This is a genomic window from Pedobacter suwonensis, assembly GCF_007833675.1.
Lineage (GTDB): Bacteria > Bacteroidota > Bacteroidia > Sphingobacteriales > Sphingobacteriaceae > Pedobacter > Pedobacter suwonensis.
Window position 1 is genome coordinate 4,963,056 of the sequence record NZ_CP031708.1, and the last position, 26,309, is coordinate 4,989,364.

Below are 26,309 nucleotides of genomic sequence, written 5' to 3' on the forward strand. Positions count from 1 at the left end.
GCTATGGAAAAAAATCTGAGAGACAGCCTGCAACAGGGCATTTATAAAGTCATTAATCCTTTTGTAAAGGGATTGATCAAAATGGGTTTAACACCTAATGCGGTCACTACCATAGGTTTAATTTTAAATATTGGCGTGGCCGTTATTTTTGTGCTTGGTGCAGAAAAATCTAACCGAGGCGACATGTCTTACATTGGTTGGGGAGGTGCACTGGTGCTTTTTGCTGGTCTTTTCGACATGCTCGATGGCCAGGTGGCGCGACTAGGGAACATGAGTTCGAAGTTTGGCGCTTTGTACGATTCGGTACTCGATCGTTATAGCGAAATGATTATGTTTTTGGGTATCTGTTATTACCTGGTGGCACATCATTACTTTTTAAGTTCATTGTTTGCTTTTATTGCATTAATTGGTTCGATGATGGTGAGTTACACGCGTGCAAGGGCAGAAGGATTAGGAGTGGAGTGTAAAGGCGGTTTAATGCAGCGACCGGAGCGGGTAGTGACCATTGGCGTTTTTGCCATCTTCTGCGGTATTGCAGGTCATTTTATCGGTGGTAATTATAAGTTATATGTGCCGGGAATTTCTTTCCATGTATTCGAAACCATGTCGATTTTTACCATGCCCATTACTGTAATGGCGGTATTGACCAATATTACGGCTATTAAACGTCTTCAAGAGGCCAAAAGAGGCCTGGAAGCACAAGAATTTAAGGAAAGAAAAGGAAATAATAAGGCGGCATTAATTGCAGGTTTAGTTTTTATGGTAGGTTTAACCGGGATGATTTCGTTGCCTGCGAATGCGCAGGGGGCAGATCCTTCCCCGATCAGTTTTCCGGTACCAAAAGACATTAGCAATCAATTATTTTACTTGCAGCGCGATCCGAATACCAATACCATCATTTGCCAGTTAAATGTAGATAAACATGGAGAAGTGAATAAAGAACAACCTGTAAATGTATTTTGGATGCGTTACGGAGATCAGGGTGAAAAAAAAGAACTGAGTTATATACAGCGGAAATTCGCTTATGGCATTATTAGCAAAAACTTAGGCAATGGCCAGTTTGAATTGCGGTTTACTTCACATAAAAAGCTGCCGATGTACCTGAATAAATCTGCTGTTGATAAGAAATATCATGTTTTTGCGACAATCAACAATAAGAAAATGCAGCTGGAACGGATATTCCTTCGGATTGAAGGGGGCACATTCTGGTTTCCTAATGTGAAATATGTTGAAATTAAAGGTTATGATGCTTCGGAGCCGTCGAAAGTATTAGTAGAAAGGATTAAGGTTTGAGATAGATCGTCATTCCCAACTTGATTGGGAATCGTAATGCCAAGTCCTTTAAGACTATTGCAATTCCAGATTGTCATTCTGAGGGATAATTTATGGTGTAAAAATCAATATGAGTGACATACAATTGTGTTTTTTTGTTCTATGGCGCAGTCTTGCCTCGGCTCACCGCCGCCGAGGGGCTCTTACTTTTTGACATCAAAAAGTAACAAAAAATGCCGGCTGAAAATTTTTCTTTCAAAGCCAGCGGCAAGGCCTGGTCAGTGGAACCCGAAAAATTTGTTAGGCCGGATTTAAGTAGAACGTAGATTCGGCGGTATGGCCTAGCTGGATGGAATGCATAGTCTCATAATTCGATCGTTAGTAAGTGATTTCGAAATAGAGTAAATGGTAGTGCAACGAAGTTCAGAATGACGGAAGTTTCTATGTCTGAGAGGAGTCGAAGACTTTTAGCGGATAGTTAGCATAAAGATCCTGAAACAAGTTCAGGATGACGATTAAATGAGTGGAGCTGAAAGCCAATTAAATAATTACAATGAAAAAGAATTTTGTTTCCAATTCAACCGCATCCATCAGGATGTTTAAAAACGACTTTTTAGAGCGTCTATCAAAAGTTCAGTTTTACGTACCATTAATCGTATATGTTCCGGTTATTGCCTTTCTGTTTTGGAAAGCACTCTGGGAAATAAACATGACGGCTTTAAGTTTTACAGGATGGTTTTTGCTCGGCCTGGGCATCTGGACCATCACCGAATACGTGCTCCATCGGTATGTTTTTCATTTTGAACCTGAAGTTGAATGGGGTAAGAAAATCCATTTTATTTTCCATGGGGTACATCATGATTACCCAAATGATGCCAAAAGGCTGGTGATGCCGCCCTCTGCCAGTATTCCAATGGCTCTAGGCTTTTACTTTCTTTTCGACTGGTTATTGCCCGATACCAAAGTTTATCCGTTTTTTTCAGGGTTTATGATCGGTTATCTGTTTTACGATATGGTACATTACGCGCTTCACCATGCAAATTTTAAAAGTGGTTTCTGGAAAAAACTAAAGCAGCATCACATGCTTCACCATTATTCCGACTCGACCAAAGGTTATGGGGTAAGCTGGACTTTTTGGGACCACATTTTCAGGTCTAACTTTGATAAAAAGTAGTATGCAGCAACAATCATTGCTTAAAAACAATTTTATGATATCCGTAATATTTATCTGACAGTTGCTATATCTGTTGGATATCTATTGTTATCAATACTGCTGGTTGGCTTTAAAACTGATCAGCTGGTGCTGATTTTTATCTTTAATGCCTTGTTCTATATATCAAGGGGAACCAGAAAGTTTATACTCGGTTTTTCTATATTTATCGTATACTGGATCCTGTTTGATTACATGAAAGCCTTTCCAAACTATCTGTTTAATACGGTGCATATTGAAGATTTGTATGATTTGGAAAGAAAAACTTTTGGCGTTAATTACCACGGAGCAATACTAACACCGAACGAATACTGGAAAATAAACAGTACCCCGTTTTTAGATGTATTGACGGGGTTTTTCTACCTAATGTGGGTACCCGTTCCATTGGCATTTGCTACCTATCTTTTTTTAAGAATAAAGAACAGTTTGTTCGGTTCTCGCTCACCTTTGTTTGGGTAAATCTGCTGGGTTTTGTGGTTTACTATGCTTTCCCGGCTGCTCCACCGTGGTATGTACAGGAACACGGTTTCGGCTTTGTAGCTAAAACAGCCGGTAATACCGCCGGCCTGGTCCGTTTTGACCATTACTTTGGGATTACACTTTTTCATGGAATATACAGCAAAGGTTCTAACGTATTTGCGGCCATGCCATCGTTGCATTCATCATATCCGGTTATTGTGGTTTATTATGGTTTGAAAAATCATTTGGGAAAAATTAATATTTTCTTCTTTACTGTAATGCTGGGCATCTGGTTTTCGGCGGTTTATACCAGTCATCATTATACGCTGGATGTGTTGGCAGGATTAACCTGTGCACTTTTGGGCATCATTTCTTTTAATTTATTAATGCGCTACACCAAATTAAAACAACTTGTAACCAAAATGGTAGCCGCCATTGGTAAATAGCATGTTCGTTTTAACTCAAATTAAGCAGAAATAGGAAATGAGGATTGAGCCTGGTGTGTTTTTAATTCTATTTCAATGTTTTTTGCATGGGCAAATAGATAAAACTCTACACTTGCAATAAGAATAAGTGCATAGCCAAAGAGTTCGAGAGACTCTTCTGATACATTTTTGACATCACGGACGTACTGTGTTTCCATAACGGCCATCCAGAAAACTTTCCTTCCGTACAGGCGCGCAAAAATATAGGTTGTTACAATACCTGATAATAAAATTCCAAAAGAGAACTGGTGTACAAAATTGTTTAAGTTGGAGAAAAATATGGCTTTCTTTCTGTAAATAAGGAGACTTGCCAGGATAAGGAGACTGAATGCACCGGTTTGCCATGCACCATCATAAACATGTTCGTCCAAAAAAGCATCCTGTTCCCGGATCAACGAAGCCATCATAAAAGCAAATAGCGCGAAGGAAAGTGGGAATAAGGATCTGTATTTAAAAGAGGTGTAGAGAAAAACGGTTGAACTTAAAAGGAGCAAAATGCTTTGAACATATTCTACCGCAGAATCTTCACTGAATTTATTGCTTACTGCTTCCTGTTTTACATTCCATTTAAGAAATTCGGCAAGCAGGTAAATGAGTGCACCATAAATAATAAGCCGTAGAAGGGCAGTTTTTAAACCTGTAGGGGTTGATGTGATGGTATATTTAGCCACTTTAATGAATCTGGGTTGGTGATCAGCCAAATCAAATTATTGATGATTCCGCTTTGATGAAATTTATGATACAAATTTCGATCAGGAACCGCTTTCAAAAAAGGTCTAAAGCTCCTAAAAATTGGTTTAAAGGTACGAATATTTAAAATCTAAGGACAAATCTTGTTATGTAAGTAATTAGGATAAGCGCTACAAGTAATTAAAAAAGCCTTATAGCTGATCGCTTAAGATCAGCTATAGGGCTTAAGAATATGAATTTTTCGGAATGAAATTAATTATTTAACACTTATCCACTTGTTAAGCGTATTGTCTGGTGCTTCAACCACTAGTTTATAGTAAGGGGATGGATAGTTATTAAGGTCGGCCAGGTAATGTTGCTGATTAACGTCAACCTCTCCCAATAGATGATAATCATCTTTTCCGCCAGTTTTAAAGGCATTAGTGGTTGCCAGCCAAATTTTTACTTTTCCCTTCTTTTCCAACGCCTTCCAGGTGATGTCTAAGTGGTTTTGTACATAATTTGCCTTGAGTGCGGATATGGATACCGGGCCAATAAATGAAGTACCATCAATTTCCTGTTCTACATTTTTTGGAAGTTTTATATTCAGATAATCAGCAATGGAAGGCATAATATCTACTATACTAAGATCGAAGTATTGCGCATAAGTATTCAGGTTTTTATAATTACTTACCATCCAGGTAGAACGCTGACGATCCGATTTTCCGCCATGTCCGCGACCTGTTTTTTCATCGCGTCCGTGATCAGTTGTAATTACAATCAGCCAATCTTCTTTAAATCGCTGTTGACGGTAATTAATGGCATCCCAAATTTGGCCCATTTGTTTGTCCAGCATCTCAACAGCCTTATAAAACTCCGGACTATCACCATAGCGATGGCCCATATCATCCGTATATTCCAGGTATACCCATGATAGATCCGGTGCTTGATCATGAATGGTATTAGAAGCTCGTTTAACCACTTCCTCATCAATAAAATGCATATAGTCAGCTTTTTTATCATGTTTAAAGCGGACAGTATCTAACTCAAAACCATCAGCTACAAAATCGGGTTTAAAGTTTCCGGTTTCGGGAAGGCCATCGCCAAGCAGTTTGGTTCGGTTGTCAGTCCAGCTGGAAAAAATAGCTGTTTTTTATCAGGGTATTGATTTTTGAAAAGCCTGAAAATATGCTGATAATTATAATTTGGAGCCTTGATATCATTATCGGGTACGTTATGCTTGTTTACCCAGGTGCCGGTAAGCAAGCTATTGTAACCTACAGCAGATATGGTTGGTGTTTCGTTATAACTTGCTTTATCTCCGCCCACATGCATGCGCGAATAGGATCCTGCAGAGATGATTTTTTTGAAGTTAGGTAATTCCAAACGTTCTATTACATCGGCAGGGATACCATCGGCGATAACATAAACCACTTTTCGTGGCCTGCTTTGAGCAAGTGATGATAGTGATAAAGAAAAAAAGCAGGCAAAAATAAATGTCCTTAATAACATCGTTTTATGATTAGAAAGTGTGTGAGAAATATTCGTTTTCAACTGTTCCATCATCGTACATTTTAAGTATAGCATATCCGGGTGGCGTTTCCTGGTAATAACCGGGGCCTGCTGATTCTGCATCGCCTTTGCCCCACCAAAAGCCACTCATGGCTCCATTGCAGCAGTATTGCACACCATTGTATACCGTTTGATCAGAGAGATGGTTGTGTCCGCTCAGGCAGATTTTTACCTTATCGCGATGTTTGTAGAAGAGATTCTTCAGTTTTTTACAATCCGAATGTCCGCCGCCAACCAATACCTGGGTGGTGCCCAGGATCGGATAGTGTGACATGATCAGCGTAGGTGTGCCGGCAGGCAGGTTTTTTAATTCCTGCTCAAGCCAGTTATACTGTTCATCATCAAGAGAAATTTTGCTGTTGTTGCCGTCAAGGATAATAAAGTGCCAGTTTTTTTTAGAGAAACTGTAATAACGATTAGGAATTTTCAGCCGTTTTACCACATAGTTCTTTCCATACATTTCATCGTCTGTTGCAGGCGCTTTCCACCAGATATCGTGGTTGCCAATACAACTGTATATTTTGTATTTATCGATCACCTTTGTGCATTCATCCCAAATATCCCATTGTTCAGTTACCTGATTGCGTACCACATTATCATAAGAAGCATCATTAATGGAATCTCCTCCGTTTAAGAAGAAATCAACTTTATGTTTGCTGATTATCTGATTTAAACATGCTTTGAATCGTAGCGGGGCATTTTCTCCTGCACGGATATGAACATCAGTAATGTGTGGCACAGTAAGCACCAGCTTCTTACCTCTCGGTTTATCTGTAAGCGTTTCTGAAGCCAGACCGGGCAACGCGCCCGAAAATACCGTTCCTGCCGATATTCCTATTGCCTTTATTAAAGACCTTCTCGTTATTTCTGCCATCATTACCAGCCAAAAATTTGTTTCAGTTTAGGATTCAGGATGACTTGTTGCTGCGGGATAGGGCGGTAATAGAATTTGGGTTCTTCGAAGTTTCTGGTCACATTTTCTGTTACGATATTACCGCCGTTGTTGCCATTCTTCAAATAAACCGTTGCATCAGTACCGATAAGTCCTGCACGGTAATAAATAAGTTTTACCCCAAGTGAATTTTTTTCTTTCTGGTCTTCACCAGGGATCGTTGCCGTTCTGTCAATCAGAATAATATCATCAACGCCGTCACCGGTAAGGTCGTATTTGCCCAATCCGGCAAAATACATGCCTTGGGGGCTTGTGGTAAGTAGTTTGCCTACCTTCCAACGCATTAAATCATCAAAGCGCATGTTTTCAAAAGCATATTCTACCCTGCGTTCCCTCCTGATTTCGAGTATAACACCTGCGTTAGCGGTGACATTCGGATACTGTAATTGCAATGCCGGATCTGGATTGGCATTAGCCGTTGCCAGGTTGAGATCGGGCAACCCCGCTCTTTTACGAAGAAGATTTATCGATTGATCGAGTTGGGCCTGCGTTAAGGTACCCAATTCAGCAAGTGCTTCAGCATAAGTTAACAGGATTTCTGCATAGCGGTATACCGGAAAATCTACACCGTTTAAGATCGCGTTATCAGTGCTGTTTACATAACCTTTCAACTGATGATAACCTGTAAAATTTTTGTTTAAACGCTGGATATAGGGGGTAGCATCGGGTACCCTGATCCAGCCCGGGTAAACCATTGTTTGCGACATCCGCGGATCGCGGTTTTTAAATTCTGCCACAAAACCCAGCTGCGTGTAGTTTGCTACATCTGTAAACCTCGTTCCATCTTTCATTAAGTAAGTTTCTAACAGGTTCTTGGCTGGTGCCTGCTCATAATCGCCAAAGACGGTAGAATTTACATTCTGGCTTTTGTTTTTACTCAGGTCAAAGATGTTGACTAAAATGACCTCGCTATTGGCTGTTAAATCCTGACTGGAGAAAAGTGTTGCATAATCCTGTTCCGGTTTTCCGGTGTTGTAAATGTTAAACTTTTTGCTGGCGATGATTTCTCCTGAAATTCTTGCTGCAGTTTCTAAAAATGCATTTGCTGAACTGCTTAAATTGAGTTCGTTATGGTATTTACGATAAGTGCCCTCATAAAGTGCTGCCCGTGCATATAAAGTGGCCACTGCCCATTTTCCCGGAGTACCTACCGGGACACTTTCCCTCACATTTTTATAGGCAAAATCCAGATCTGCCATGATACTGTCGGCAATCAACGTCCTTGGATCCCGGGCTTTGTAGAGTGCATCATCACCAGGTTCCAATGTACCTGAATACCAGGGTACGTCAGAGAAACGCTTAACTTTATCTAAATAGAATTCAGCGCGGTAATACCTGGCTAAACCTGCGTAGTGGTTTTTAACGGCAGCAGAAACCTGTGCTTTTCCACAATTCTCTAGAAAATAGTTAATGTTTCTTAACCTGCTCCAGCTCCAGCCAGTGGTAATGTTTTGGGCGGTCGCGTTGCCTCCCATAATATTTTTTATCTCAACTGCTGCTGTAGTGGATACGTTATCCGTACTCTGATCATTAAGGTAAGTACTGCGGTCTGGCTGCGAGAGTAGGCCATTTACATAGAGCGAAAGATCACTTTCTGTGTTAAAAAAGAGGCCAGGGGAGACGGAGGTTTGAGGGAAACGATCAAGCCCGGCTTTTTTACAGGCTGCGAGCATACCTGCAACTGCAATAAACACGATATATATATACTTTTTCATTTTCTAATGATTTAATTATGATAGATCCAAAAATTAAAAATCGAGGTTTAAACCGAAAGCATATCTCCGTTGATAAGGATATGCCCAGGCACTTGGTCCCTGGTTAACCGCTTCCGGATCAATAAATTTCTTGATAGAAGAGAACTCATACAGGTTTTCTCCGGTCACAAATACGCGAAGACGGTTTACATGAAACTTTTTGGTCCACTGAACTGGTAAGGTATAACCAAACGATACGTTTTTGATCCTCAGGTAAGCACCGTTTAGCAGATATTTAGTCTGGGGAATATCTAAACCCGATCCATAATTGGCATCAGCAAGCCAAGATTGTAATACCGGATATTGAGAATCGGTATTGGCATCAGCAAGGCCCGCGGCGATATATGAAGCGGAGTGTTTGGCTCTTTGTTCCGGCGAATCAGCTGCTCCACGGTAAAAATCAAGGTTCCATGGATAAACGTTGGCATACGGCTGCTGGTAAGGCCCCCAGAAAAGATAGTGATGAGGATAAAAATCTCTTTTTAATACGCCCTGCAAAAATACAGAAACATCAAAACCACCCCAATCCATATTCAGATTGGCACCGATCGTATAACGGTCAGCACTGTTACCGATAATTTTTAAATCTTTCGGATCGTTTGAACTTAAACCCCTTTCAATTTTCTTATTTCCATCTAGGTCAACATATTTTGGCCATCCCTCAACAATGGAAAGTGCACCCCATGGAATAATGGCAGATTCATCTAAAGCAGCAATTTCTGCTTTACTCCGGAAAACCCCGTCATTCTGTAATCCCCAGATCTCTCCGAGTGTCTGCCCCTCGCGGTAATTGGAAAAGAGGTTCTGATCATTTTTAAATCTGGTAATTTTAGCTTTAGAATCGGCCAGGAATATTTTAGTATCAAAGCTGAAAGGTTTTGAACCCAGTTCAAACCTGTCTCGGTAAGTTACTGAAAGTTCCCATCCTTTGGTACGAAGATCTGCTGAATTCTGACGTGGTACACCCGTGCCTAACACCCCTGGAAGTTCCTGTCCTGCAGTAAGCATGCCTTTGGTATCACGGATATAATAATCGAAAGTGAAAGAAAGTTTATCGTTCAACAGACCAATATCGGTACCCATATTTAAGGTAGATACCCTTTCCCATGTATACGTGCGTGGATCCACATTTAATCCAGGGGCACCATTGATCACCTGGTTCTGGCCATTGCCTCCTATTAAATAACCTGAAGTACCAGGTACCAGAGACTGGATATAACCAAAATCGCCCACATTCTGGTTTCCAAGATCGCCATATGAAGTACGAAGTTTAAAAGTAGATACCGTAGATAATAATGGTTTAAAGAAATCTTCTGCACTTCCTATCCAGGCGATCGATGCCGAAGGGAAGAATCCCCAACGTCTGTCTATAGGGAACCGCGATGAACCATCGTACCTTCCTGTAGCTTCCAGGATGTACCTGTTTTTGTACGTGTAATTTAATCTCGAAAATGCACTATTGGTAGCATAAGCGGAATAACCTGCACTAGCAGTAGCCGTTCCACTGGTGAGCGATAGGTACGGTAGAGAAGAAGAAATCAGAATGTCTTTACTCGCGTTTACGGTAGAATAGCTGTAATCTTCGCTATTAAAACCTACCATTGCACTGAAAAAATGGTCGCCAAGCGTCTTTTTATAAGTGCTATAGATATTAAATGCGTTATTAAACAGGTAACCATTGTTTTCGGTTACTGAACCAGTCCCACCTTCTTCGCGGATATCATTCGGACCATAGCCGATTTTGTATTTTTTACTGTCATTATGCGTTTTCCAGAGTTCACGTTTAAAAGAAGCGTCAGCGTTTACCTGAAGATCACCTTTTAAAAATAAAGCTGTTGCACTTGTAATATTTTGAAAACCAAACATATTTTGAAGGTTATTTCCTCCATCTACCAGTTTTGCAGCCAGTTTTCCAGCAGCGGTATTCGCCCATGTGCCATCAGGATTCGTAGCTACGTCGGTAGGCATCAGGTAATACAGGTCGGTAATGTTTCCGTTAGGAAGTGCCCGTTTAGTTTGATAAATATTCAGGTTATTATCTATTTTAAGCCACGAAAGTGGAGAAAAACCCACTTTTGACCTCAGTCCATAACGGTCCCAGTAATCTGCAGTCAGTTTATTTAACCCATTATCTCTGGTATAATCTGCAGAGAGGTAATAGGTTAAAGGCTTTTCGTTTACCGCAGCTCCACCAGAAAAAGTAAGGTTATGGCTTTTAGATAAACTCGAGTGATTAAAAAAATATTCATACCAGTCGTTACTGCCCATATAGGCCCACTTGGTGGGGTCGGTTGGATTTAACCGGGTATCGGCTATAGCAGGGTTATCCGATCTTTCTTTCGCCCAGCGGTAATACTCGTCAGAATAATTTACATAATCCCATGGAGTGTTATCTGTAGCAGTTTCTAATACTCTCGAAAAAATATAGGGATCGATCACCGGCCTGGGTAGTAAGGTTGGCTTTGCCCATGATTGGAAAGTATTGTAACTAATGGTATTATTACCAGCAACACCTTGTTTAGTGGTAATCAGAATTACACCGAATGCAGCACGTGCGCCATAAATGGCTGCCGATGCCGCATCGCGCAATACGGTAAACGAAGTAATATCGCTAGGGGTTAAGCGCAACATATCATCAGTGCTGGTAGCAGGAATACCATCGATAACAATTAATGGCGAGCCACCATTAATGGAAGTATAGCCCCTGATATTGATGTTGGGTACACTGCCCGGCGCGCCGCCTGCGTAAGTAATATTGAGTCCGGGACTGATGCCCTGTAAGCCCTGTAATACGTTGCTTACAGGTCTTGACTCAAGCTGTTTGCCAGAAATCTGATCAATTGCGCCGGCAACATTGATTTTTTTCTTGGTTCCAAAACCAACAACCATTACCTCATCGAGGTTGGCAAAGTCAGGAGATAAAGAAATATCGATTTTTGCCCGACCACTAACCAAAATTTCCTGTTGCTTGTAGCCAATGTAGGAAAAGATAAGTGTGGCATCAGGTTTTACATTACTTAAGGTATAAATACCATTACTGTTGGTGGCGATATGCAGGTTTGTCCCTTTTACAGTAATGTTTACGGCAGGGAGCGATTCCCCCGTCTTTGCATCGGTAACCACGCCTTTTATTGCGATCCCTTGTGCAAAGCCGCTTGTAGACAGAATCAATAGCATGAATATCCAGAGTAGCCTTTTTTTCATTTTCTTAATATTTAGTTGTTTGATTTGGAATAATAAGCTCTTTTCAGCAGTGCTAAATTGAACATATCATATTAAGGATAGGTTAACGTTCAATTAATATATTAATTGAACGTTCATTCAATATATTTAGTAAAATAAATTTGCAGAATCCAACCGCTTTTGATTAGTTTGCCCCATTAAATTAACTGCACGATGGGACGTAAAAGCCTAAAAGAGACAAGGAGACAGGAAATTATAAAGGTATTTTACCAGGTGGCCAAAAAAGAGGGCTACGAAAATACCTCTATAGCCAAGATTGCAAAGGTGATGGATATTAACCCGAGCCTTATTATTCATTATTTTGAAACCAAGGAAGGACTCACTTACGAATTGATCGACCACATACTTGACCGGTATTTACTGATCTATACCGTAAAGAATAAAGAGAAAGCATCCTTAAGCGATTTGCAAAGTACGATTGAAATGCTGTTTTCTAAAAAATGGAACCTGCTTTTTGATGACGGTTTATTTTATACTTTTTACGCTTTGGCGTTTAGGGAGAAAAAAATCAAGCAAAAGTATAAGCTAATTCTGGATTCGTTGCGCAAAGGACTTGCACAGCTGATTGAACAGTGCAATGCGCAGTCCATTACAAATGTAAACGACCCAAAGGTTGCAGCCGATTTCATTTTTGTAATGGTTGACGGGGCTTACTTTTATCTTTCGCTGGAAAATGATAAAAAAGCTTATTCGGAGCGATTAGCCTATTATAAGCAGAAAGCTTATGATCTGCTTTGCATACCTCCGACTAAGGCGCTTTCTGATCACGTTTGCTAAACTGGCGACCCAAAGCAAATAAGCCAATAGACATCCAGAGTACATTGGCAGCAGCATTGGGTAAATCGTGCGTATCTAAGGCGGTTACGGCTAAACACAAGCCACCCAATATATTTAGGGCCTGAAAAGAGAACGAATCCGACCGGATTAATTTCATACTTAAAAAAAGGTATGCCAGCGTACAAAATACTACTCCAGACCATCCGATAAGTGACATCATTAATTTCATTCTGTTGTATGGTTTGCTGGGTAAAGCTATGAAATAATGTGATTACCTTTAGATAATTACAGCAATAATCAGATATATCGGGTGGTAGCGCTGTAGCAAAAAAAATGTTAGTATCGGGATGCTGGTTCTTTAATTTCAATAAAGAAAAAGGAGATCACCGTTGCAGTTTGCTTTGGTTTCCTCCTTTTTTTAAAGAATGAACATGTTAATGTTATTTGAAATATTGAGAAAGGTCGGTTACTTTACCGGAAAAATAGGTACTTCTTGTATTCGCTAAAATATTTTTAGTATCGGTGATAACAAACAACCTCGACTTGCCGGCTTCAAAATTAATTTCCCCATAACGGCCCTGGTTAGGTTTAAAGGGATAAGCGGCTAATACAAAAGGCGCGCTTGTTGTGGTGTAGGGTACATTATCGGTGCCTTTTTCAACAATATCAAAACTATATATATAATTGGCATCTGGTAGTGGTGGAAGTTCTATCTGGTTAAAAGTACCATCTTTAAGCAAAGTAAGCCTAAGTTCGGGCTGTACCTTTGTTCCGGCGGTAGCATACGCTGCGGTAGATTGGGGTTTAAGCCTGGTGTAGAAAACGAGGTCTACATCAACATTTTTAAATTGTGGTGCAAATAAAGTCTCGAACTTTGCACTAACCATCATATTTGCAGGATTTAAAGGCGGGTTAAGGCTTACATTATCAACAATTTTGATTCCATCGTAAAAGAAATTTATGCTTTGGCTATTGCTGGTTGCATCGATCGTTTTAGCAAGCAGAATATCGGTTTCGCCTTTTTTGCGTACCGTTATTTCTCTCTTTGTACCTTTATCAATCAGGATAGGGGAGGTGTTATTTATCGAACCGGTGCCGGATAAAAATACATTTCCATCTATTAAAAATTCGAGTTCACCCGCCAGTGCGTAGCCTTTGATGAGTAATGAAATGGAACTGTTGTATATTTTAGTGCCATCATAAAAAATACTGATGTACTGATCGAACGGTGCTACCGTTATCGTTCTGGAGAGTAATATCTCCGTTGAACCTTTTTTTCTGATTTTCAAATCAGCGTGCTGATCTTTAACGGTAAGCAGGGTTTTTACGTTGATGCCCCCCGCAGGTGGTGCGGCAATTACGCTGTCTTTATACAGGTACTCCAGCTCAACACTACTTGCACCTGTAACATTTAACTGAACAATTTTAACCGGTTCGGGTTGGAGTAGTTCTGCCTTACGACAGGATAAACTTAATGTGGCGATGGCCGAAAGGAAAAAAAAGGCAAATATTTTAAGTTTCATATAAAGGTTAATTATCATTTAAAACAGCGTTATCCTGTTTTATTATAAGAGACTATGCCGAACAGCATAGTCTCTTTCTATTAAGAAAAAATTAAAATACAAGTTTTGACCAACCTGAAGCCCAGCTCGGAAGTGTAACTGTAGCAGGAGAACCCGGAGTGTTATACCATGGTTGCGCAACACCGAAAGTACTGGCGTTGGTTGCATTTACTACCAAAGTATTGCCACCACCATCAGCATAAGCACCAACGGCAGCTGTGATTGAATTGTTGAAACCATGAACAGAAGTAGAAGAAATATCTGAAAGACTTGCATTGGCATCACTGTCGAAAGCGATACCGGTATTGTAACCAGAAACAATCACACTAATTAAGCTTACTTCAGAACCTCTGCGCTCGCGGATACCGTTACGGTAGCCTAAACCAGAAATACCGTTTTTATTTTCAGTTCCGAAAATGCTTACATTTTGTAAGGTTGGATGTGTTTTAGGGGTTAAGCTAAACGTACCATCTTCCGCAGGTGCATTGTTATCAGATTCGATACCGTTTGAATCGCTGTTGCCTCCACTCGTACTGTGTGTAGAATTTTTATCGGCAATGGCCACACAGTCGCTTAGTATACCGGTAAAACCGTTATCGAAATCAAACTGGTCGTCATCAGAAGCCAGCGCAATTAAATTACTTGGACTAACTGTACCACCAAAAAACTCAAATCCGTCATCCAGACCATAAGAAACCTGTACATGATCGATCGTTGTGCCACTGCCCACGCCACCTAAAGTTAAACCGTTAACTTCGATGTTTGGAGCCAACTGGAAACCTGCATACTCAATACGCACATATTGGAAAGTACCTCGGTTATCTTCGTCATTTGTACCTCCGTAATGGAATTTAGGATTGTCAGCTAAACCTTCTATCAGTTTATCACCAACGTTGATTCTGGCATTACCTAAAATAATGGCGCCGCCAAAGTCGCCTGGTTTACCAGTTGTACTGGCATCACCATCTAGAAGGTAGCGGCTGGTGAATACAATTGGATTTTCTGCTGTACCTACTGCATTGATGTTACCATCTTTGGCAACAACCAATACACCATTTTGTACACCCGGAGTATTTACCGAAGCTTTGATATAAGTACCTGGTTGGATGGTTAAAGTTGCACCATTTCTAACCGTTACTACACCGCTTAATTCGTAAACGTTTCCTGCGGTCCAGGTAACAGAGCTGGTAATGTCTCCGCTAACAGCCACAACCGGCAAGGATGATTGTGAATAATCTGCTGCTGAAGTGCTGCGGTTACCGAATGCATCAGCACCACCTTCGTTTTTTTTACAAGCTGTAAATGAAACAGCAACAATTGATAAAAGACCGATTAAATTTTTAAAATTTTTCATTGTCATTTTTTGTTTTTCATAGGATCTTATTGTTACGATCCATGTTTTTTAGGTTGATTTTTTTCAAGGTTATTTAGGTTTACAGCCAAGTTATTTGTTGGTTTTTAAGGAAATAAAAGCCTGATATACCTAAATATGATGTTTTTTTATATCTTAGCTGTTCATATAGATTTAACTAAGTAAAGCTGTTAGCTACCCTGGGTTTTTAACAGTAGATTTAAAAATATTTCAGGTTTTTCCTGATTGGCCGTTCCACTGCAAATGATCGGTTTAAACGAAGGGTTCTGATACAACCTTTCGTTTTTTTTATGGCTATGCAGGAAATAAATTTCCTCCTTTCCTGTTAAATGGTTTAACCTTATAAAAACTGTTTTTCATGGTCGTTCTAAAAATTATAGGTAATAGAGGTGCTGTAGGTGCGGCCAAATTTTTGCGAAAACATCACCTGGTCTCCATCATCCAGGTTGTTGGAAAAACCTGGTTTCAATCGCAACTTATTGCTGTAATCTGAACCCGGCTGGTAATCGGGGTTAGCTTCGTAACTTGCGGTATTTCTATAAATCAGCGAGGCCCTGTTGAGTAAATTCCCGGCATTGATTTTTACTTCGAACCTGTTTTTATAAAACTTATAACTAATCTGTGCATCAATCTGGTCGCGCGGGTTTTCATATTCAATGTTATTCAGTTCCGGACTAACCAAAGTTGTTTTGCGCCCAGATTTATTATAGGCCAGGTTGAAGCCAAAATGCTCGTCCAGATACTGTAGCCCGGCATTGATCAGGTAAGGTGCCTGCCCATACATGTTCCTTTTGGCTTTGGCACTTACTATAACACTTTCGCCATTGGTACCGGTAGTTTTGTAGGTCCCAACCACATTGGCTGTTTGTAAGGTAAGGTTGCCGTAAAGCGTTAATCTTGAAAGCAGGGTATTGTTATTGATGAAACCCAGGTTTTTCCTCAACTCCAGTTCCAATCCATAAACTTTGGCTTGATCAGAATTTTTGATATAATAAAAACCGCCTCCGTTTGAGATGCTGTAAACCACTTCTACGGGTTGATCGAATTTTTTATAAAAGGCACTTGCCGAGATGATTTCGCCCAAGCCGGGGAACCATTCAAATTTAAGATCGTAATTTTTTATTTGGGTACTGGCTAAACCCTCGTTCCCAAACTGGGCGTCAAACATCGGGTCGTATCTAAAGAACTGACTGTTATCCATTAGTTCGGGCCTTACTACAGCATTTGAAAAAGCGGCCCTGATGTTAATCTCTTTTGTAGGGCTATAGGTAAGATTAGCCGAAGGTAACCAACGCCATTTTTTCTCAGATGGAAGTGCGAAACCACTCACACCCCTAACATTGAGGTCGTTGCGGAGTTCGGTATATTTGAAGTACTCTGCTCTTAGGCCCCATACCAAACGTAATTTTTCAGCAAGACGGTTATCAAGCATCATATACGCCGCCTGGGTGGTACTTTTACCTTTATAGCCGTTTAAAAAGTATGGGTTAATAAAATAATTGTAGCCATTATTGCCAATGTTGGCAGGATCAATCATTTGGGAAATAGAGATGAATTTCAGGCTATCGGGTATCGATGCATTACGGACCAGTGATGCGATTTCCCAGTTTAAGGAACCTTCTTTGTGTATACCAAAATACCCCGTTTTTACCGTGTTATTTAGTGAGCCAATTTTGAAAGGCATACTTGCATCGCCACCCCAGGCAAGATGGTGTTCATTATTGCTGTAGTTATGTCTTGAGGTAGGTTTGATATAGCCCTCCCTTTGGCCACTTGCCTGGTAAAAATATTCATAATCATTACCAAATTGCTGCAAGTTTTGGGTGCTAATACTCAAATCCTTCTCTTTACGGTCTATTGATGTACGCGATAAATTCCATTCCAGCTTTACTTTGCCTACCTGGTGCTGGCCATTGAGTTTATTCTGTAAAAGGTCGGTGTACGTAGGATCGTCAGCTTCAACAATAGCGTTTGGTTTTCGGCCATTGGCAAAGAATTCAGATCCATTATCAGCATCATAACCAATGGTTCTAAACAGGTCGTTATTGTAAATGTGTGTATAGGTGTTGCGGAAACTAAATCTGTTTTTCTCAAGCTGTAAACCTACATTTAACATGGCTGCTAAAGTGGTGTTGAACATATATTTCGCACCGGTATTTGGCGTATTGATATTCCATTCACCTCTTGTTTGCTGTTCAATGGTATTGATATTCTGGTTGTTGCGGTAGCTTAATGATGTGGCAAACCCCAGTTTTTTATTATTTGTAGTATCAATGCCTATGGTCCTGCCTATGGTAAACTGATAATTTTGAGATGGTGCCGTTTTGTACCTGTACATCGTGAAATTATCATTGACGAATTTCTGGCTTTGGACAATCAGCTTTTGCTGGTACTGCTCGTCTGTAAGGGTATTGTTGGGTGCCGTTGTACGTTCAGTATGTTCTAAACCGACCGGAAAATTTCTTCTTCCATCATCAAACCCAAAATAATCGTATTTACCTCGCTTATGACTTAAAAAATCTTTTCCTGTGCTTTGATCATTATACGAAGTACCTGCTGTAAAAGACATAAAGTTCTCGGTAGGGATATCTTTGGTATTGATCTGTATTAACCCACCCCCGAAACTGCTGTTCATATCAGGCGTAACGGTTTTACTCACCACAACGTTATCAACCATGTTTGAGGGAATTAAATCGAAAGAGAAGTTACGGGTTTGTGCCTCTGTACTGGGTAGCTTAATCCCATCCAGCTGTGCAGTGTTATAACGTTCACCTATGCCGCGTACCAGTACCATTTTATTATCTACCGAATTTACCCCGCTAATGCGTTTCAAACTTTCACCAATGTTTTTATCCGGTGTTCTGGAAATCTGGTCGGCACTAATTCCGTTGCTCATTTCAGCAGCATTTTTCTGACGGGTCAGTAAGCCTTCAACGGAAGCTTTTTTATAGCTGGCGGTTATCACCACATCTTGCAAACCTTTTGCATCGGGTTTTAGGGCAATGTTGAGCGGGGTGCTTTTATCTGCCCTGACTTCTACATCACTTATGCGTTGTGTAATGAAAGATATATAACTAATTTCTACTGTATATTTTCCGGGTTCGGCAGTTAATGTGTAACTACCATCGCTGGCCGTTTGTGTAGCTTTGCCCGTTTCGTTAATTTTAACAGATGCACCGGGCAGGGTTTCACCTTTTTCGTCAAAAACCTTTCCTGATATGTTTCCTGGTTTTTCCGGATCCGGAAGTTTATATAGCAATATGGTATTGGCATCAGCAAACCGGTAGGCTACTCTGGTTCCTGAAAGTATTTTTTTTAAGATCAGCTCAATGGCCATGTTTTTTACTTCGAGGCTTACTTTCCCGTTTTTGCTGAAAATCGATTTATTATAATTGATTGATAAACCTGCTTTTTCTTCAAGCAATGAAAGCGCATCAGGAATGCCCATTTCAACTATCTTAATGCTCAGTATGCCTTCTTTTGGCGTTTGTACAAAGCTGTTTGCCACTGCCTCGTTAAATAAAAAAGTAGATAGTATGATGAAGGTTACCAAAGGGCGGTAATCTAAATTGATAATATATTCTTTTATATATTCATAAATTCCTATTTTCATAGGTTCAAGATGTTTTTTAATTTTCACGGGTTAAAAACTTTTGTTTTAGGAGCTGGATTGTTCGAGCAATCCGGCCCCTTGTTGATGTAAAGAGGTTTAATCTGTTTTTTGTAGGTATAAATCTGGTTTGTTGCACCTTTTGCCGCGCTATAGCATTTTGCTAACTCATCATTGACAGCCCTCCCCCCATACGGTTATTATTTTGTTTGAATTGTCTATTTTATATCTCATTTTTTTGCCGCTCATGATCTGGATTTCTTCCATTATATCGCTGATGCTTTTGCTGGTAAATGTGGCATTGTACCTGCAATCGTTTAATTTATTGGTTTTCATTTCGAAACGGACATTGTAATATCTTTCCAGTGACTGGAACATGTTAGCCAGGCTTACATCTTTAAAGGCAAAGCTGTTCTTAATCCATGCATTAATTTCGCTGATACGTTCGTTACGGATATCATAGTGATGTGCTTTCAAATGATATGATAATTTCATTCCGGGAGTAAGTAGCGAAAGATGTCTTAATTTTCCGGTACTGTTCTCTGAAACGCCTACTTTACCGGTACGAACAGCGACGCTGAAAGTTTCATCTTCAGGATAAGCATAAATGTTGAATGAAGTACCCAAAACCCTGGTCTGCATCTCTCCGCTCTGTACGATAAATGGGCTGGTGGTATCATGTTTTACTTCAAAAAAAGCTTCTCCTTCCAGCTGGATATTTCTTAAATTACCTTTTACGAACCGGGATGGCCAGGTTAGCCTGCTTTCGGCACCAAGGTATACAACAGAACTATCAGGTAAAATCAACTTTAGTCTTTCGCCCTTTTGAGTGGTTTTACTTAAAAAGATGATCGATGTTTGTGTAGCTTGTTGTACGTTCCGGTACAGATACCAGCCAAGCGATGCAGAAATAATGACGATAACTGCCGCAGCATATCTCAATAGTGGCGAGAATAATCTGCTTTTAGGCTGGCGTTTTTCTACTTTGTCCCATATTTCTGCAAGTCCGTTAACAGCAGTTAAAGAGTAATCGGTTTCTGTTGTTTGTGCTGTCCACGCGCTTTCCATTACACCATAAAATTCACTATCGGCGTTCGCTGGGTCAGCAAGGTACTCCATTAACATTTTTTCTTGCTCTGGAGTGGTTTTACCTGCTAAGTAATATTCAAATAGTATTTTAATGTTTTCTTTCACTTTATTATTTGTAAGCTTTAGCGCTGCGCACTAATGTATATATGCACGAGCGTGGTGATATAGCTATCGGAAAATGAAATTTATTTTAAAAAGCAATTAGGGGCAGTTACGGGGCAGTTTTATTTGCTTGTTATCCTGAGAAATAATTTTAGAATTTAACTAAAAGTAAATCTCCTCGATTGATTTATGCAGGTATTCATCGCGGCTCTTGCCTGAAAATGATGATAACGCTTAAAACTTATATGCGCTTATATAGTAGCAAGATATATTAACGATGAGCTGCTTGTATAAACGTTATTATAAGAAGGCTTTTTTCTTGTCACCATCGCATTTTTTTGGAGCTAGCCAACGGTGACCTAACGGGAGGCATCCTCGCTAAAGAAAATTAAGATGGGAGAATGTAAATGAATTTAATAACGATCAATTGGCAGAGTAGATTCAGAAACCATGCAGGTAGCCATAAGTACTTTTCTTATGGGGCAACCTTCAACAAAAGATCACTATAGCCAATGATAATATCGTTTCCGGGGAATAGGTGCTGAAGTATTTCCGCAAAGTCCCAAGTGATTTTTTGAGGTGGTTGTTTACCGTGTTTTTAGAGATGCCCATCAGTTGCGAAATTTCTTCGTGGGTATGGTGGTCGTTACGACTCAATAAATATATTTTTTTAACCTGCGGAGAAAGACTTTCTATCACTTTATTTACAATTTGTTTCGTTTCTTTGGCATTGAGTTCCTCTTCTATGGTATTGAAAGATGGTTCACATTTAAGGTTTTCGTTGCTATAAGCCTTCTCTCTGGCTTTTTTACGAAGTATAGAAAGAAAATTATTACGGATAAGGGTATAAAGAAATGCCTCAAAATTCTTTTGTGTATCAATTTTTGATCGGTTATCCCAAAGCCTTACAAAAACATCCTGGGTAAGTTCTTCGGCTTCTTCACTGTTACGGCTAAAATGGTAGGCATAACCATATATTTTTTTTCGATACTGGTGGTAAATTTCATTGAAAGCGGCAGAATCGCCAGCTTTTACTGCATTGAGGAGTTTTGCATTTTTAAAATCTTCCAACTGTTCCATAAGTAGCGTTTATGTAGGCAAGTTAGTAGTTGCGTATAAAGTTAATGTTAACGCAATGAAAACCTTTTCTATCACCTTAACTGATGGGTGATGACTATGCTTTGCTGTGCAGACACCGTCCTCGAATCCATTAATACACGATCAGGCTGAAAGCTGTTAGTCAATACATTATTTATTACAGTAGAAGTTTTGATAGCCTTACCGGTTATGGCAGCAATTGCTGCTCTCACCATTGGATCTGCAGTATCGCCAGGTTGAAGCAAAGGCAGATTATCCATTTCATTAACCTTGATATCGGGGGCAATGCCTGTGCTGTAACCGCCAATGCCTTGCGCGTTAAAAAGTTTATAAACAATCGGGTGTATTTCCCAGTTCACCTGTTTAGGGCTTCGGGCATCAAAGATCCTAAATGACGCTTCATCTTTTCCCCTCGTTTTTTCGCCGATCAGTATCACCTGAATAAAAGGTTTAAGATTATTAATCATGACTTCTGAAGCAGATGCGGTGGCTGCTGTTGATAGGATATAAACCCGGCTTAAGCCAAGGTTTTGCTGCAAGATGGCGTTAAAATTTAAAGTGCCATCGAATGTTGCTGCAGTACCGATTGATTCGGTTTTGGTGCCTCCGTTTTTATTGCCTTTGTAGATAATAAAGGGTTTATTGAAAGATACATTTTTAGCAATCATAGCGCATAAGCCGGCTGCTTCTGCTACCTGGCCACCTGCGTTATAACGGAGGTCGAGAATGAGCTCAGCGATGCTTTCTGATTTAAAATTACTGAAGGCAGCAGTAAGCGAACTGGCCAAACCACCATTAAAGTCCAGAAAATACAGGTAACCGATTTTTTTTCCATCACTTTCTATCACCTTGCTGATCTCACGCTGATCAAGTATGATACTTTTATTCAGCTGAACAGTACGGGCGTCTGTCCAGATATTGTTTTTCAGTTCAGCTAAACCCAAAGAAAAGTGATCGCTAGTTAATATTTCAGTTTGCAAAACCTGTGCATTATCAACCGTTATTGTTTTGCCGTTAATTTTACTGATATAATCTCCACGTTTTAAACCGGCCCTCGAAGCCGGAGAGTCGTTTAGTACCACTTTAATAATTCCGATAGCTTTTGAACTGTTTTGGTCACTCACCACGGTATAATCAAAGCCAAAATTTCTATTGCCTGGTATTGCAGTGGCAGGGTCATTAGGGATAGTGATGTATGAAAAACGATCCGACGAGTTGCGGATGGAATTAAAAAAATCTTTTGGTGCCAAACTGAGATTCGGATTGGCAGGCAATTGGTCATTCCAATAATAATATCGTTTAAGGCTATCAAGTATCCAGGTGTTGATATGCTCGTTGCTTCCTATTGGATAATCAGGTTTTTGACTGCTTTTTTTGCAGCCCGACAGGACAGTTAAAAATAGAATAACTATATAAATAAACTGATAAGTTGTTTTATTTAAGTTTGTTATGGACGTGGTCATTGCCTTTCCTGGTTTTAGAACAAACTTAAAATTACTATTGTTAACCCGGCATTAATTTTCAAGTTAGCATAATCTACCAAATATAGGCCTGGAAAGAATGGTTCCTGGTGTTAAATTATCATTATAGACTTATTTAATGTTAACGTAACAATAATTAAACATTCGCGTTTTATTGCATTAACTTTGCGCTGTGAATTTTCCGCTTTATATCTACTACGAATTACTAATCCGTTTATCTGAAATCGAATCCGGAATCGGCGATTACGTATCTTCAAATGCTAACGATGAAAATTGTGTATTGCGTACTACAAATGGTATTATAACGGTTCCGATCAACCTCTTAAGGCGACAGTCAGCAGATCCCAATCTGATTAACCTTGACGAATTAATTGCATTAAGTAAAAATTTCAAGCCCGGCTATGCCTAATTCAATAGGGGTGAACTGATTTAAAATAAAACATAATCTTTTGCTTAAATAAATCATTAAGGTTTAATAAAGATGTAATAGATCGTTTTTGGAAAATCGCAGGCATCTTTTATTTTATCGCACCGAATGCTGCAAAACAAGCGTTCTTGTGGAGGATCTCGGTCGTGGTAAACCCAACTTTTTTTAGCAAATCCAGCTGATAATTAACCGAACGAGGGGTATCTTCATATTCAATATAATCTAATACTTTTTGTTTGTATGCTTCACCGCCAAGTGTTTTCAGGTATGCTCCGTATTGATCCTGAAAAAGTTTGTCAACTAAAACTGAATCGTGGGCAATGAGGTCTGAAATCCAGATACTGCCACCGGGTTTTAAAGCCTGGTAAATCTTAGTGAAAACAAGTTCCCAATCGGCATCGGTACGTAAATGATGAAATGTAGCCGCGGCCAGTACAATATCGAAATGGTTGTCGGGCAAATCCAGGTTTCGCATATCATCCTGTATCAGCGTTATTTTTCCCGCGGTTTGCGCCGATATCCGATCTTTTGCACGTGTTAACATAGGTAGGCTCAAATCGTTTAAGGTACAATTTAGGTTTGGGATTTTACCGAGCATTTTCAATGTATAATTACCAGCGCCACAGCCAATATCCAACAGTTCTGTAGCGGTTGAATTAATGTATTTGGCAGCTTCGGTGCAAAGTTCCATGGTAAGGGGCGCATCAATAGTGGTTTGCTGACCGCTTTCTAAATTAGAGAAACGTTCTACATCGCTGTCGAACCTTGTTTTTATCTCATCGTTTGTTGCTTTATGCGAATAATCTTTATTCATTGCTTTTAGTTTTTTGTAAAGTTATCGTAGTTGATCATATTTGTAAAATATCAATTTATGCATAAATTAATACCTAAAAAGTATTGTAGATATGGAGCTCAGACATTTGTCATATTTTAAAACTGTTGCAGAAGAACTGCACTTTACCAAGGCAGCAACGAAACTCTTTATTTCGCAGCCGCCTTTAAGCAGGCAGATTAAAGAATTGGAAGAAGAGCTCGGCGTAAAGTTATTTATCCGGAATAATAAGCGGGTTGAGTTAACAAATGCCGGTAAATATTTTAAGAATGAAGTAGATAACCTGTTTAACAGGCTTGCAGAAAGTAAAGAGGTGGTGCTTAAAATCCATGAAGGTGTTAGCGGCGAATTTAAGATTGGTTACATCAGTTCGGTTTATCAATCGCAGCTTGCCGAAATTTTAAAGTTGATGCATCAGGAATTTCCCTACTTGAAAACGAGTTTGTTTGAAGTACCTACACTGGCGCAGATTAAAGCGCTGGAACATGGTGACTTAGATGTTGGGATTCTGAGAGCTCCTGTTTTGTCTGAAAAATTGAAAGTAGAATCTTTGTTTTTTGATCCTTTCGTGGTGGTTACCCCTTTAGGAACACATAAAATAGGCAATGAACATGAACTTGCAGATTTTTTGAGGAAGAGCCCGTTTATTTTCTTTAATAAAACATTTGCCCCACAGTATAACCAGAAACTTGTAGAGATTTGCCAGAGATTGGGCTTTAGTCCGGATATTACACACGAGGCTAACAATGTACATTCTATACTACAATTGGTAGAGGCGGGTCTGGGAGTATCTATTTTGCCACTGTCGTTAAAAAAGCAATACCGACAATTGAACGTATCTTTTATTGAAGTCAGCGATATTCCCATTAACACAGAGGTGGTACTTGCTTATAAAGAATCAAATAAAAACGAGGCATTGAATTGGTTTATTAAACATTATACACGGTTGAAAATATAAAAAGGCTGTATCAGAAGTAAAATCTAACATTTAAACCCGAAATTTTATTTTAATTTTAGTCATTCCCGCGCAGGCGGGAATCTTAAAGCGCTTTGCGATAGCATTAAGATTTCCAATTAAATTGGGAATGACGACCTTTCAAAATATTATTCTGCTAAAAATCTAAAAAATCATTTCTGATACAGCGTCTGTACGCAGCTAGAAAGATGTTAATTGCTAAAAATCCTTAATCTTAATGTGAAGGCTGACCAATCATTTCAATGAGTTTATGCTCAAGTCCTTTTCCAACTAAAGTTTTGCCTACAATTTTTCCATTTGGATCAATCAGGAAATTCTGCGGTATGGCGCTAACGCCGTACAATTTTGCTGCGGTACTATCCCAGGCCTTAAGATCAGATAGTTGCAGCCATGGTAAACCATCGTTCTTTATCGCAGCCAGCCATAGATTCTTTGCTTCTGGCTTATCGAGCGATACACCAACTACGGTAAAGTTTTGATCTTTGAATTTGTTATAAATCCTGAGCAGGTTTGGGTTTTCTGCCCTGCAAGGGCCACACCATGACGCCCAGAAGTCTAATAAAACGTATTTACCCTTAAAAGAAGAAAGTTTTACCGATTTTCCTTCTGTATCAGCCAACTCAAAATCAGGTGCCGTTTGTCCAATGGCTGTAGCTTTCATCTGAAGCAAGGTTTTAGCAAAGTTTATACCTTTAGTACTTTTCTTAATCCTGTCAGAAAAACCATCAAATAGAGATTTTACTTCAGCGTATTCACCGTCATAAGCTAATTTCGACATCAGGTTGAGCGCAAGATCAGAATCAGGGTGGGTTCTTACGAATTTTGCATAAGCTTCGTTTGTTAGTTTGCTATATCTTTTTTTGAATTCTTCCAGCTTATCCTCAAAATCAGGCGTGTTTTGCTGATTTGATTTTCCTTCCATGAAAGCCTTATCTCCCGGAGACATCTTTGCCAGCGATTCGTCTACAAGATTGTTAAATTCGGTATAATCATTGTTCATAGGTGTACCGGTTACTTCTAATCCGTCAAAAGAACTTCCTCCTTTAATAGCGACCATTATCTTACCAGGTTCTAAAATTACGGTACCGCGCTCCAGGCTTTTATCTCTACCGACACCTTTTGTGTCAAAACTCAGTTCGGCTGAAACTGGCGAAGAAGTCGCTGTGCCGGTGAATTTAAATGCCCCGTTTTTCAATACAACCGAATCGGTAATATCTTTGCCATTTAAAGTATATTCTAGATAGGCCTTTACCGGTGCATTAAATTCACCATATTTTCCTGTGATGGTAAAAGTATTTTTTCCGCCCTGTGCAAAAGCACTCAATTGTAGTATGGATAAGGCGATGATCATTAATCGTTTCATATTT

General features: G+C 39.7%; 21 protein-coding genes. 6 read left to right on the top strand and 15 right to left on the bottom strand.

The window, feature by feature from the left end; genetic code table 11:
• Nucleotides 1-3: 3 nt before the first annotated feature.
• From DV942_RS20410 to DV942_RS23900, 3 genes are all read left to right on the top strand, one after another.
• Complete coding sequence (locus DV942_RS20410; protein ID WP_090985127.1) at nt 4-1,293, top strand: DUF4833 domain-containing protein; 1,290 nt, start codon at nt 4-6, stop codon at nt 1,291-1,293.
• 532 nt (nt 1,294-1,825) lie between these two features.
• Nucleotides 1,826-2,446: a sterol desaturase family protein gene (locus DV942_RS20415; RefSeq protein WP_090985125.1), complete on the top strand. Its 621-nt coding sequence runs from the start codon at nt 1,826-1,828 to the stop codon at nt 2,444-2,446.
• Nucleotides 2,447-2,850: 404 nt separating this feature from the next.
• The gene (locus DV942_RS23900) at nt 2,851-3,387 is read left to right on the top strand and encodes a phosphatase PAP2 family protein (RefSeq protein ID WP_244950759.1); all 537 of its coding nucleotides are present in this window, start codon (nt 2,851-2,853) and stop codon (nt 3,385-3,387) included.
• 20 nt (nt 3,388-3,407) lie between these two features.
• Here the strand turns inward: DV942_RS23900 and DV942_RS20425 are convergent, their stop codons facing one another.
• From DV942_RS20425 to DV942_RS20445, 6 genes are all read right to left on the bottom strand, one after another.
• The gene (locus tag DV942_RS20425) at nt 3,408-4,127 is read right to left on the bottom strand and encodes a hypothetical protein (RefSeq protein WP_145860593.1); all 720 of its coding nucleotides are present in this window, start codon (nt 4,125-4,127) and stop codon (nt 3,408-3,410) included.
• 245 nt (nt 4,128-4,372) lie between these two features.
• Complete coding sequence (locus DV942_RS20430) at nt 4,373-5,239, bottom strand: alkaline phosphatase family protein (protein WP_342354912.1); 867 nt, start codon at nt 5,237-5,239, stop codon at nt 4,373-4,375.
• Complete coding sequence (locus tag DV942_RS23905) at nt 5,155-5,607, bottom strand: alkaline phosphatase family protein (RefSeq protein WP_244950760.1); 453 nt, start codon at nt 5,605-5,607, stop codon at nt 5,155-5,157. Before DV942_RS23905 ends, DV942_RS20430 begins: the two co-directional genes overlap by 85 nt.
• A 10-nt stretch (nt 5,608-5,617) precedes the next feature.
• A complete protein-coding gene (locus DV942_RS20435) occupies nt 5,618-6,544 on the bottom strand; it encodes a metallophosphoesterase family protein (protein WP_244950761.1) in 927 nt (308 codons plus the stop codon).
• Nucleotides 6,544-8,334, bottom strand: coding sequence for a RagB/SusD family nutrient uptake outer membrane protein (locus DV942_RS20440; RefSeq protein ID WP_090985119.1), 1,791 nt, complete (start codon nt 8,332-8,334; stop codon nt 6,544-6,546). The genes DV942_RS20435 and DV942_RS20440 overlap by 1 nt, the downstream gene beginning before the upstream one ends.
• 33 nt (nt 8,335-8,367) lie before the next feature.
• Nucleotides 8,368-11,577: a SusC/RagA family TonB-linked outer membrane protein gene (locus DV942_RS20445; protein ID WP_145860595.1), complete on the bottom strand. Its 3,210-nt coding sequence runs from the start codon at nt 11,575-11,577 to the stop codon at nt 8,368-8,370.
• 192 nt (nt 11,578-11,769) lie between these two features.
• Between DV942_RS20445 and DV942_RS20450 the strand changes: the two genes are divergently transcribed.
• Nucleotides 11,770-12,393 (top strand): TetR family transcriptional regulator, encoded by a 624-nt coding sequence (locus DV942_RS20450; protein WP_145860597.1) that lies wholly within the window; start codon nt 11,770-11,772, stop codon nt 12,391-12,393.
• Here DV942_RS20450 and DV942_RS20455 read toward each other — a convergent pair.
• From DV942_RS20455 to DV942_RS20485, 7 genes are all read right to left on the bottom strand, one after another.
• Nucleotides 12,365-12,550 carry a CBU_0592 family membrane protein gene (locus DV942_RS20455; protein WP_186462366.1) on the bottom strand — a complete coding sequence of 62 codons (186 nt, stop codon included), beginning with the start codon at nt 12,548-12,550 and terminating at the stop codon, nt 12,365-12,367. The genes DV942_RS20450 and DV942_RS20455 overlap by 29 nt on opposite strands.
• 283 nt (nt 12,551-12,833) lie before the next feature.
• The gene (locus DV942_RS20460; RefSeq protein WP_145860601.1) at nt 12,834-13,916 is read right to left on the bottom strand and encodes a hypothetical protein; all 1,083 of its coding nucleotides are present in this window, start codon (nt 13,914-13,916) and stop codon (nt 12,834-12,836) included.
• 91 nt (nt 13,917-14,007) lie between these two features.
• Nucleotides 14,008-15,309: a hypothetical protein gene (locus tag DV942_RS20465; protein ID WP_145860603.1), complete on the bottom strand. Its 1,302-nt coding sequence runs from the start codon at nt 15,307-15,309 to the stop codon at nt 14,008-14,010.
• 385 nt (nt 15,310-15,694) lie between these two features.
• A complete protein-coding gene (locus DV942_RS20470; RefSeq protein WP_145860605.1) occupies nt 15,695-18,940 on the bottom strand; it encodes a TonB-dependent receptor in 3,246 nt (1,081 codons plus the stop codon).
• Nucleotides 18,941-19,108: 168 nt separating this feature from the next.
• Nucleotides 19,109-20,131, bottom strand: a complete 1,023-nt coding sequence (locus DV942_RS20475; protein ID WP_145860607.1) for a FecR family protein — start codon at nt 20,129-20,131, stop codon at nt 19,109-19,111.
• A gap of 486 nt (nt 20,132-20,617) precedes the next feature.
• Nucleotides 20,618-21,208 carry an RNA polymerase sigma factor gene (locus DV942_RS20480; protein WP_145860609.1) on the bottom strand — a complete coding sequence of 197 codons (591 nt, stop codon included), beginning with the start codon at nt 21,206-21,208 and terminating at the stop codon, nt 20,618-20,620.
• 71 nt (nt 21,209-21,279) lie between these two features.
• A complete protein-coding gene (locus DV942_RS20485) occupies nt 21,280-22,689 on the bottom strand; it encodes a S41 family peptidase (RefSeq protein WP_145860611.1) in 1,410 nt (469 codons plus the stop codon).
• A 190-nt stretch (nt 22,690-22,879) separates the two neighbouring features.
• On the opposite strand from DV942_RS20485, the gene DV942_RS20490 reads away from it, so the two are divergent.
• The gene (locus DV942_RS20490) at nt 22,880-23,116 is read left to right on the top strand and encodes a hypothetical protein (RefSeq protein WP_145860613.1); all 237 of its coding nucleotides are present in this window, start codon (nt 22,880-22,882) and stop codon (nt 23,114-23,116) included.
• A gap of 109 nt (nt 23,117-23,225) precedes the next feature.
• Here DV942_RS20490 and DV942_RS20495 read toward each other — a convergent pair whose 3' ends face one another.
• Nucleotides 23,226-23,948 (bottom strand): class I SAM-dependent methyltransferase, encoded by a 723-nt coding sequence (locus DV942_RS20495; RefSeq protein ID WP_145860615.1) that lies wholly within the window; start codon nt 23,946-23,948, stop codon nt 23,226-23,228.
• A 91-nt stretch (nt 23,949-24,039) separates the two neighbouring features.
• On the opposite strand from DV942_RS20495, the gene DV942_RS20500 reads away from it, so the two are divergent.
• On the top strand, nt 24,040-24,924 hold the full coding sequence (locus tag DV942_RS20500; protein WP_145860617.1) for a LysR family transcriptional regulator: 885 nt from the start codon (nt 24,040-24,042) through the stop codon (nt 24,922-24,924).
• Between the two features lie 232 nt (nt 24,925-25,156).
• On the opposite strand, the gene DV942_RS20505 is transcribed toward DV942_RS20500, so the two are convergent.
• Nucleotides 25,157-26,305 (bottom strand): TlpA disulfide reductase family protein, encoded by a 1,149-nt coding sequence (locus tag DV942_RS20505; protein WP_145860620.1) that lies wholly within the window; start codon nt 26,303-26,305, stop codon nt 25,157-25,159.
• Nucleotides 26,306-26,309 lie beyond the last annotated feature (4 nt).

Excerpts from the sequence above, each read along its gene's own strand:
- DV942_RS20410 (WP_090985127.1), top strand. The coding sequence starts at position 4 with ATGGAAAAAAATCTGAGAGACAGCCTGCAACAGGGCATTTATAAAGTC.
- DV942_RS20415 (WP_090985125.1), top strand. The coding sequence starts at position 1,826 with ATGAAAAAGAATTTTGTTTCCAATTCAACCGCATCCATCAGGATGTTT.
- DV942_RS23905 (WP_244950760.1), bottom strand. The coding sequence starts at position 5,607 with ATGTTATTAAGGACATTTATTTTTGCCTGCTTTTTTTCTTTATCACTA.
- DV942_RS20435 (WP_244950761.1), bottom strand. The coding sequence starts at position 6,544 with ATGATGGCAGAAATAACGAGAAGGTCTTTAATAAAGGCAATAGGAATA.
- DV942_RS20440 (WP_090985119.1), bottom strand. The coding sequence starts at position 8,334 with ATGAAAAAGTATATATATATCGTGTTTATTGCAGTTGCAGGTATGCTC.
- DV942_RS20445 (WP_145860595.1), bottom strand. The coding sequence starts at position 11,577 with ATGAAAAAAAGGCTACTCTGGATATTCATGCTATTGATTCTGTCTACA.
- DV942_RS20450 (WP_145860597.1), top strand. The coding sequence starts at position 11,770 with ATGGGACGTAAAAGCCTAAAAGAGACAAGGAGACAGGAAATTATAAAG.
- DV942_RS20455 (WP_186462366.1), bottom strand. The coding sequence starts at position 12,550 with ATGAAATTAATCCGGTCGGATTCGTTCTCTTTTCAGGCCCTAAATATA.
- DV942_RS20460 (WP_145860601.1), bottom strand. The coding sequence starts at position 13,916 with ATGAAACTTAAAATATTTGCCTTTTTTTTCCTTTCGGCCATCGCCACA.
- DV942_RS20465 (WP_145860603.1), bottom strand. The coding sequence starts at position 15,309 with ATGAAAAATTTTAAAAATTTAATCGGTCTTTTATCAATTGTTGCTGTT.
- DV942_RS20470 (WP_145860605.1), bottom strand. The coding sequence starts at position 18,940 with ATGAAAATAGGAATTTATGAATATATAAAAGAATATATTATCAATTTA.
- DV942_RS20480 (WP_145860609.1), bottom strand. The coding sequence starts at position 21,208 with ATGGAACAGTTGGAAGATTTTAAAAATGCAAAACTCCTCAATGCAGTA.
- DV942_RS20485 (WP_145860611.1), bottom strand. The coding sequence starts at position 22,689 with ATGACCACGTCCATAACAAACTTAAATAAAACAACTTATCAGTTTATT.
- DV942_RS20495 (WP_145860615.1), bottom strand. The coding sequence starts at position 23,948 with ATGAATAAAGATTATTCGCATAAAGCAACAAACGATGAGATAAAAACA.
- DV942_RS20500 (WP_145860617.1), top strand. The coding sequence starts at position 24,040 with ATGGAGCTCAGACATTTGTCATATTTTAAAACTGTTGCAGAAGAACTG.
- DV942_RS20505 (WP_145860620.1), bottom strand. The coding sequence starts at position 26,305 with ATGAAACGATTAATGATCATCGCCTTATCCATACTACAATTGAGTGCT.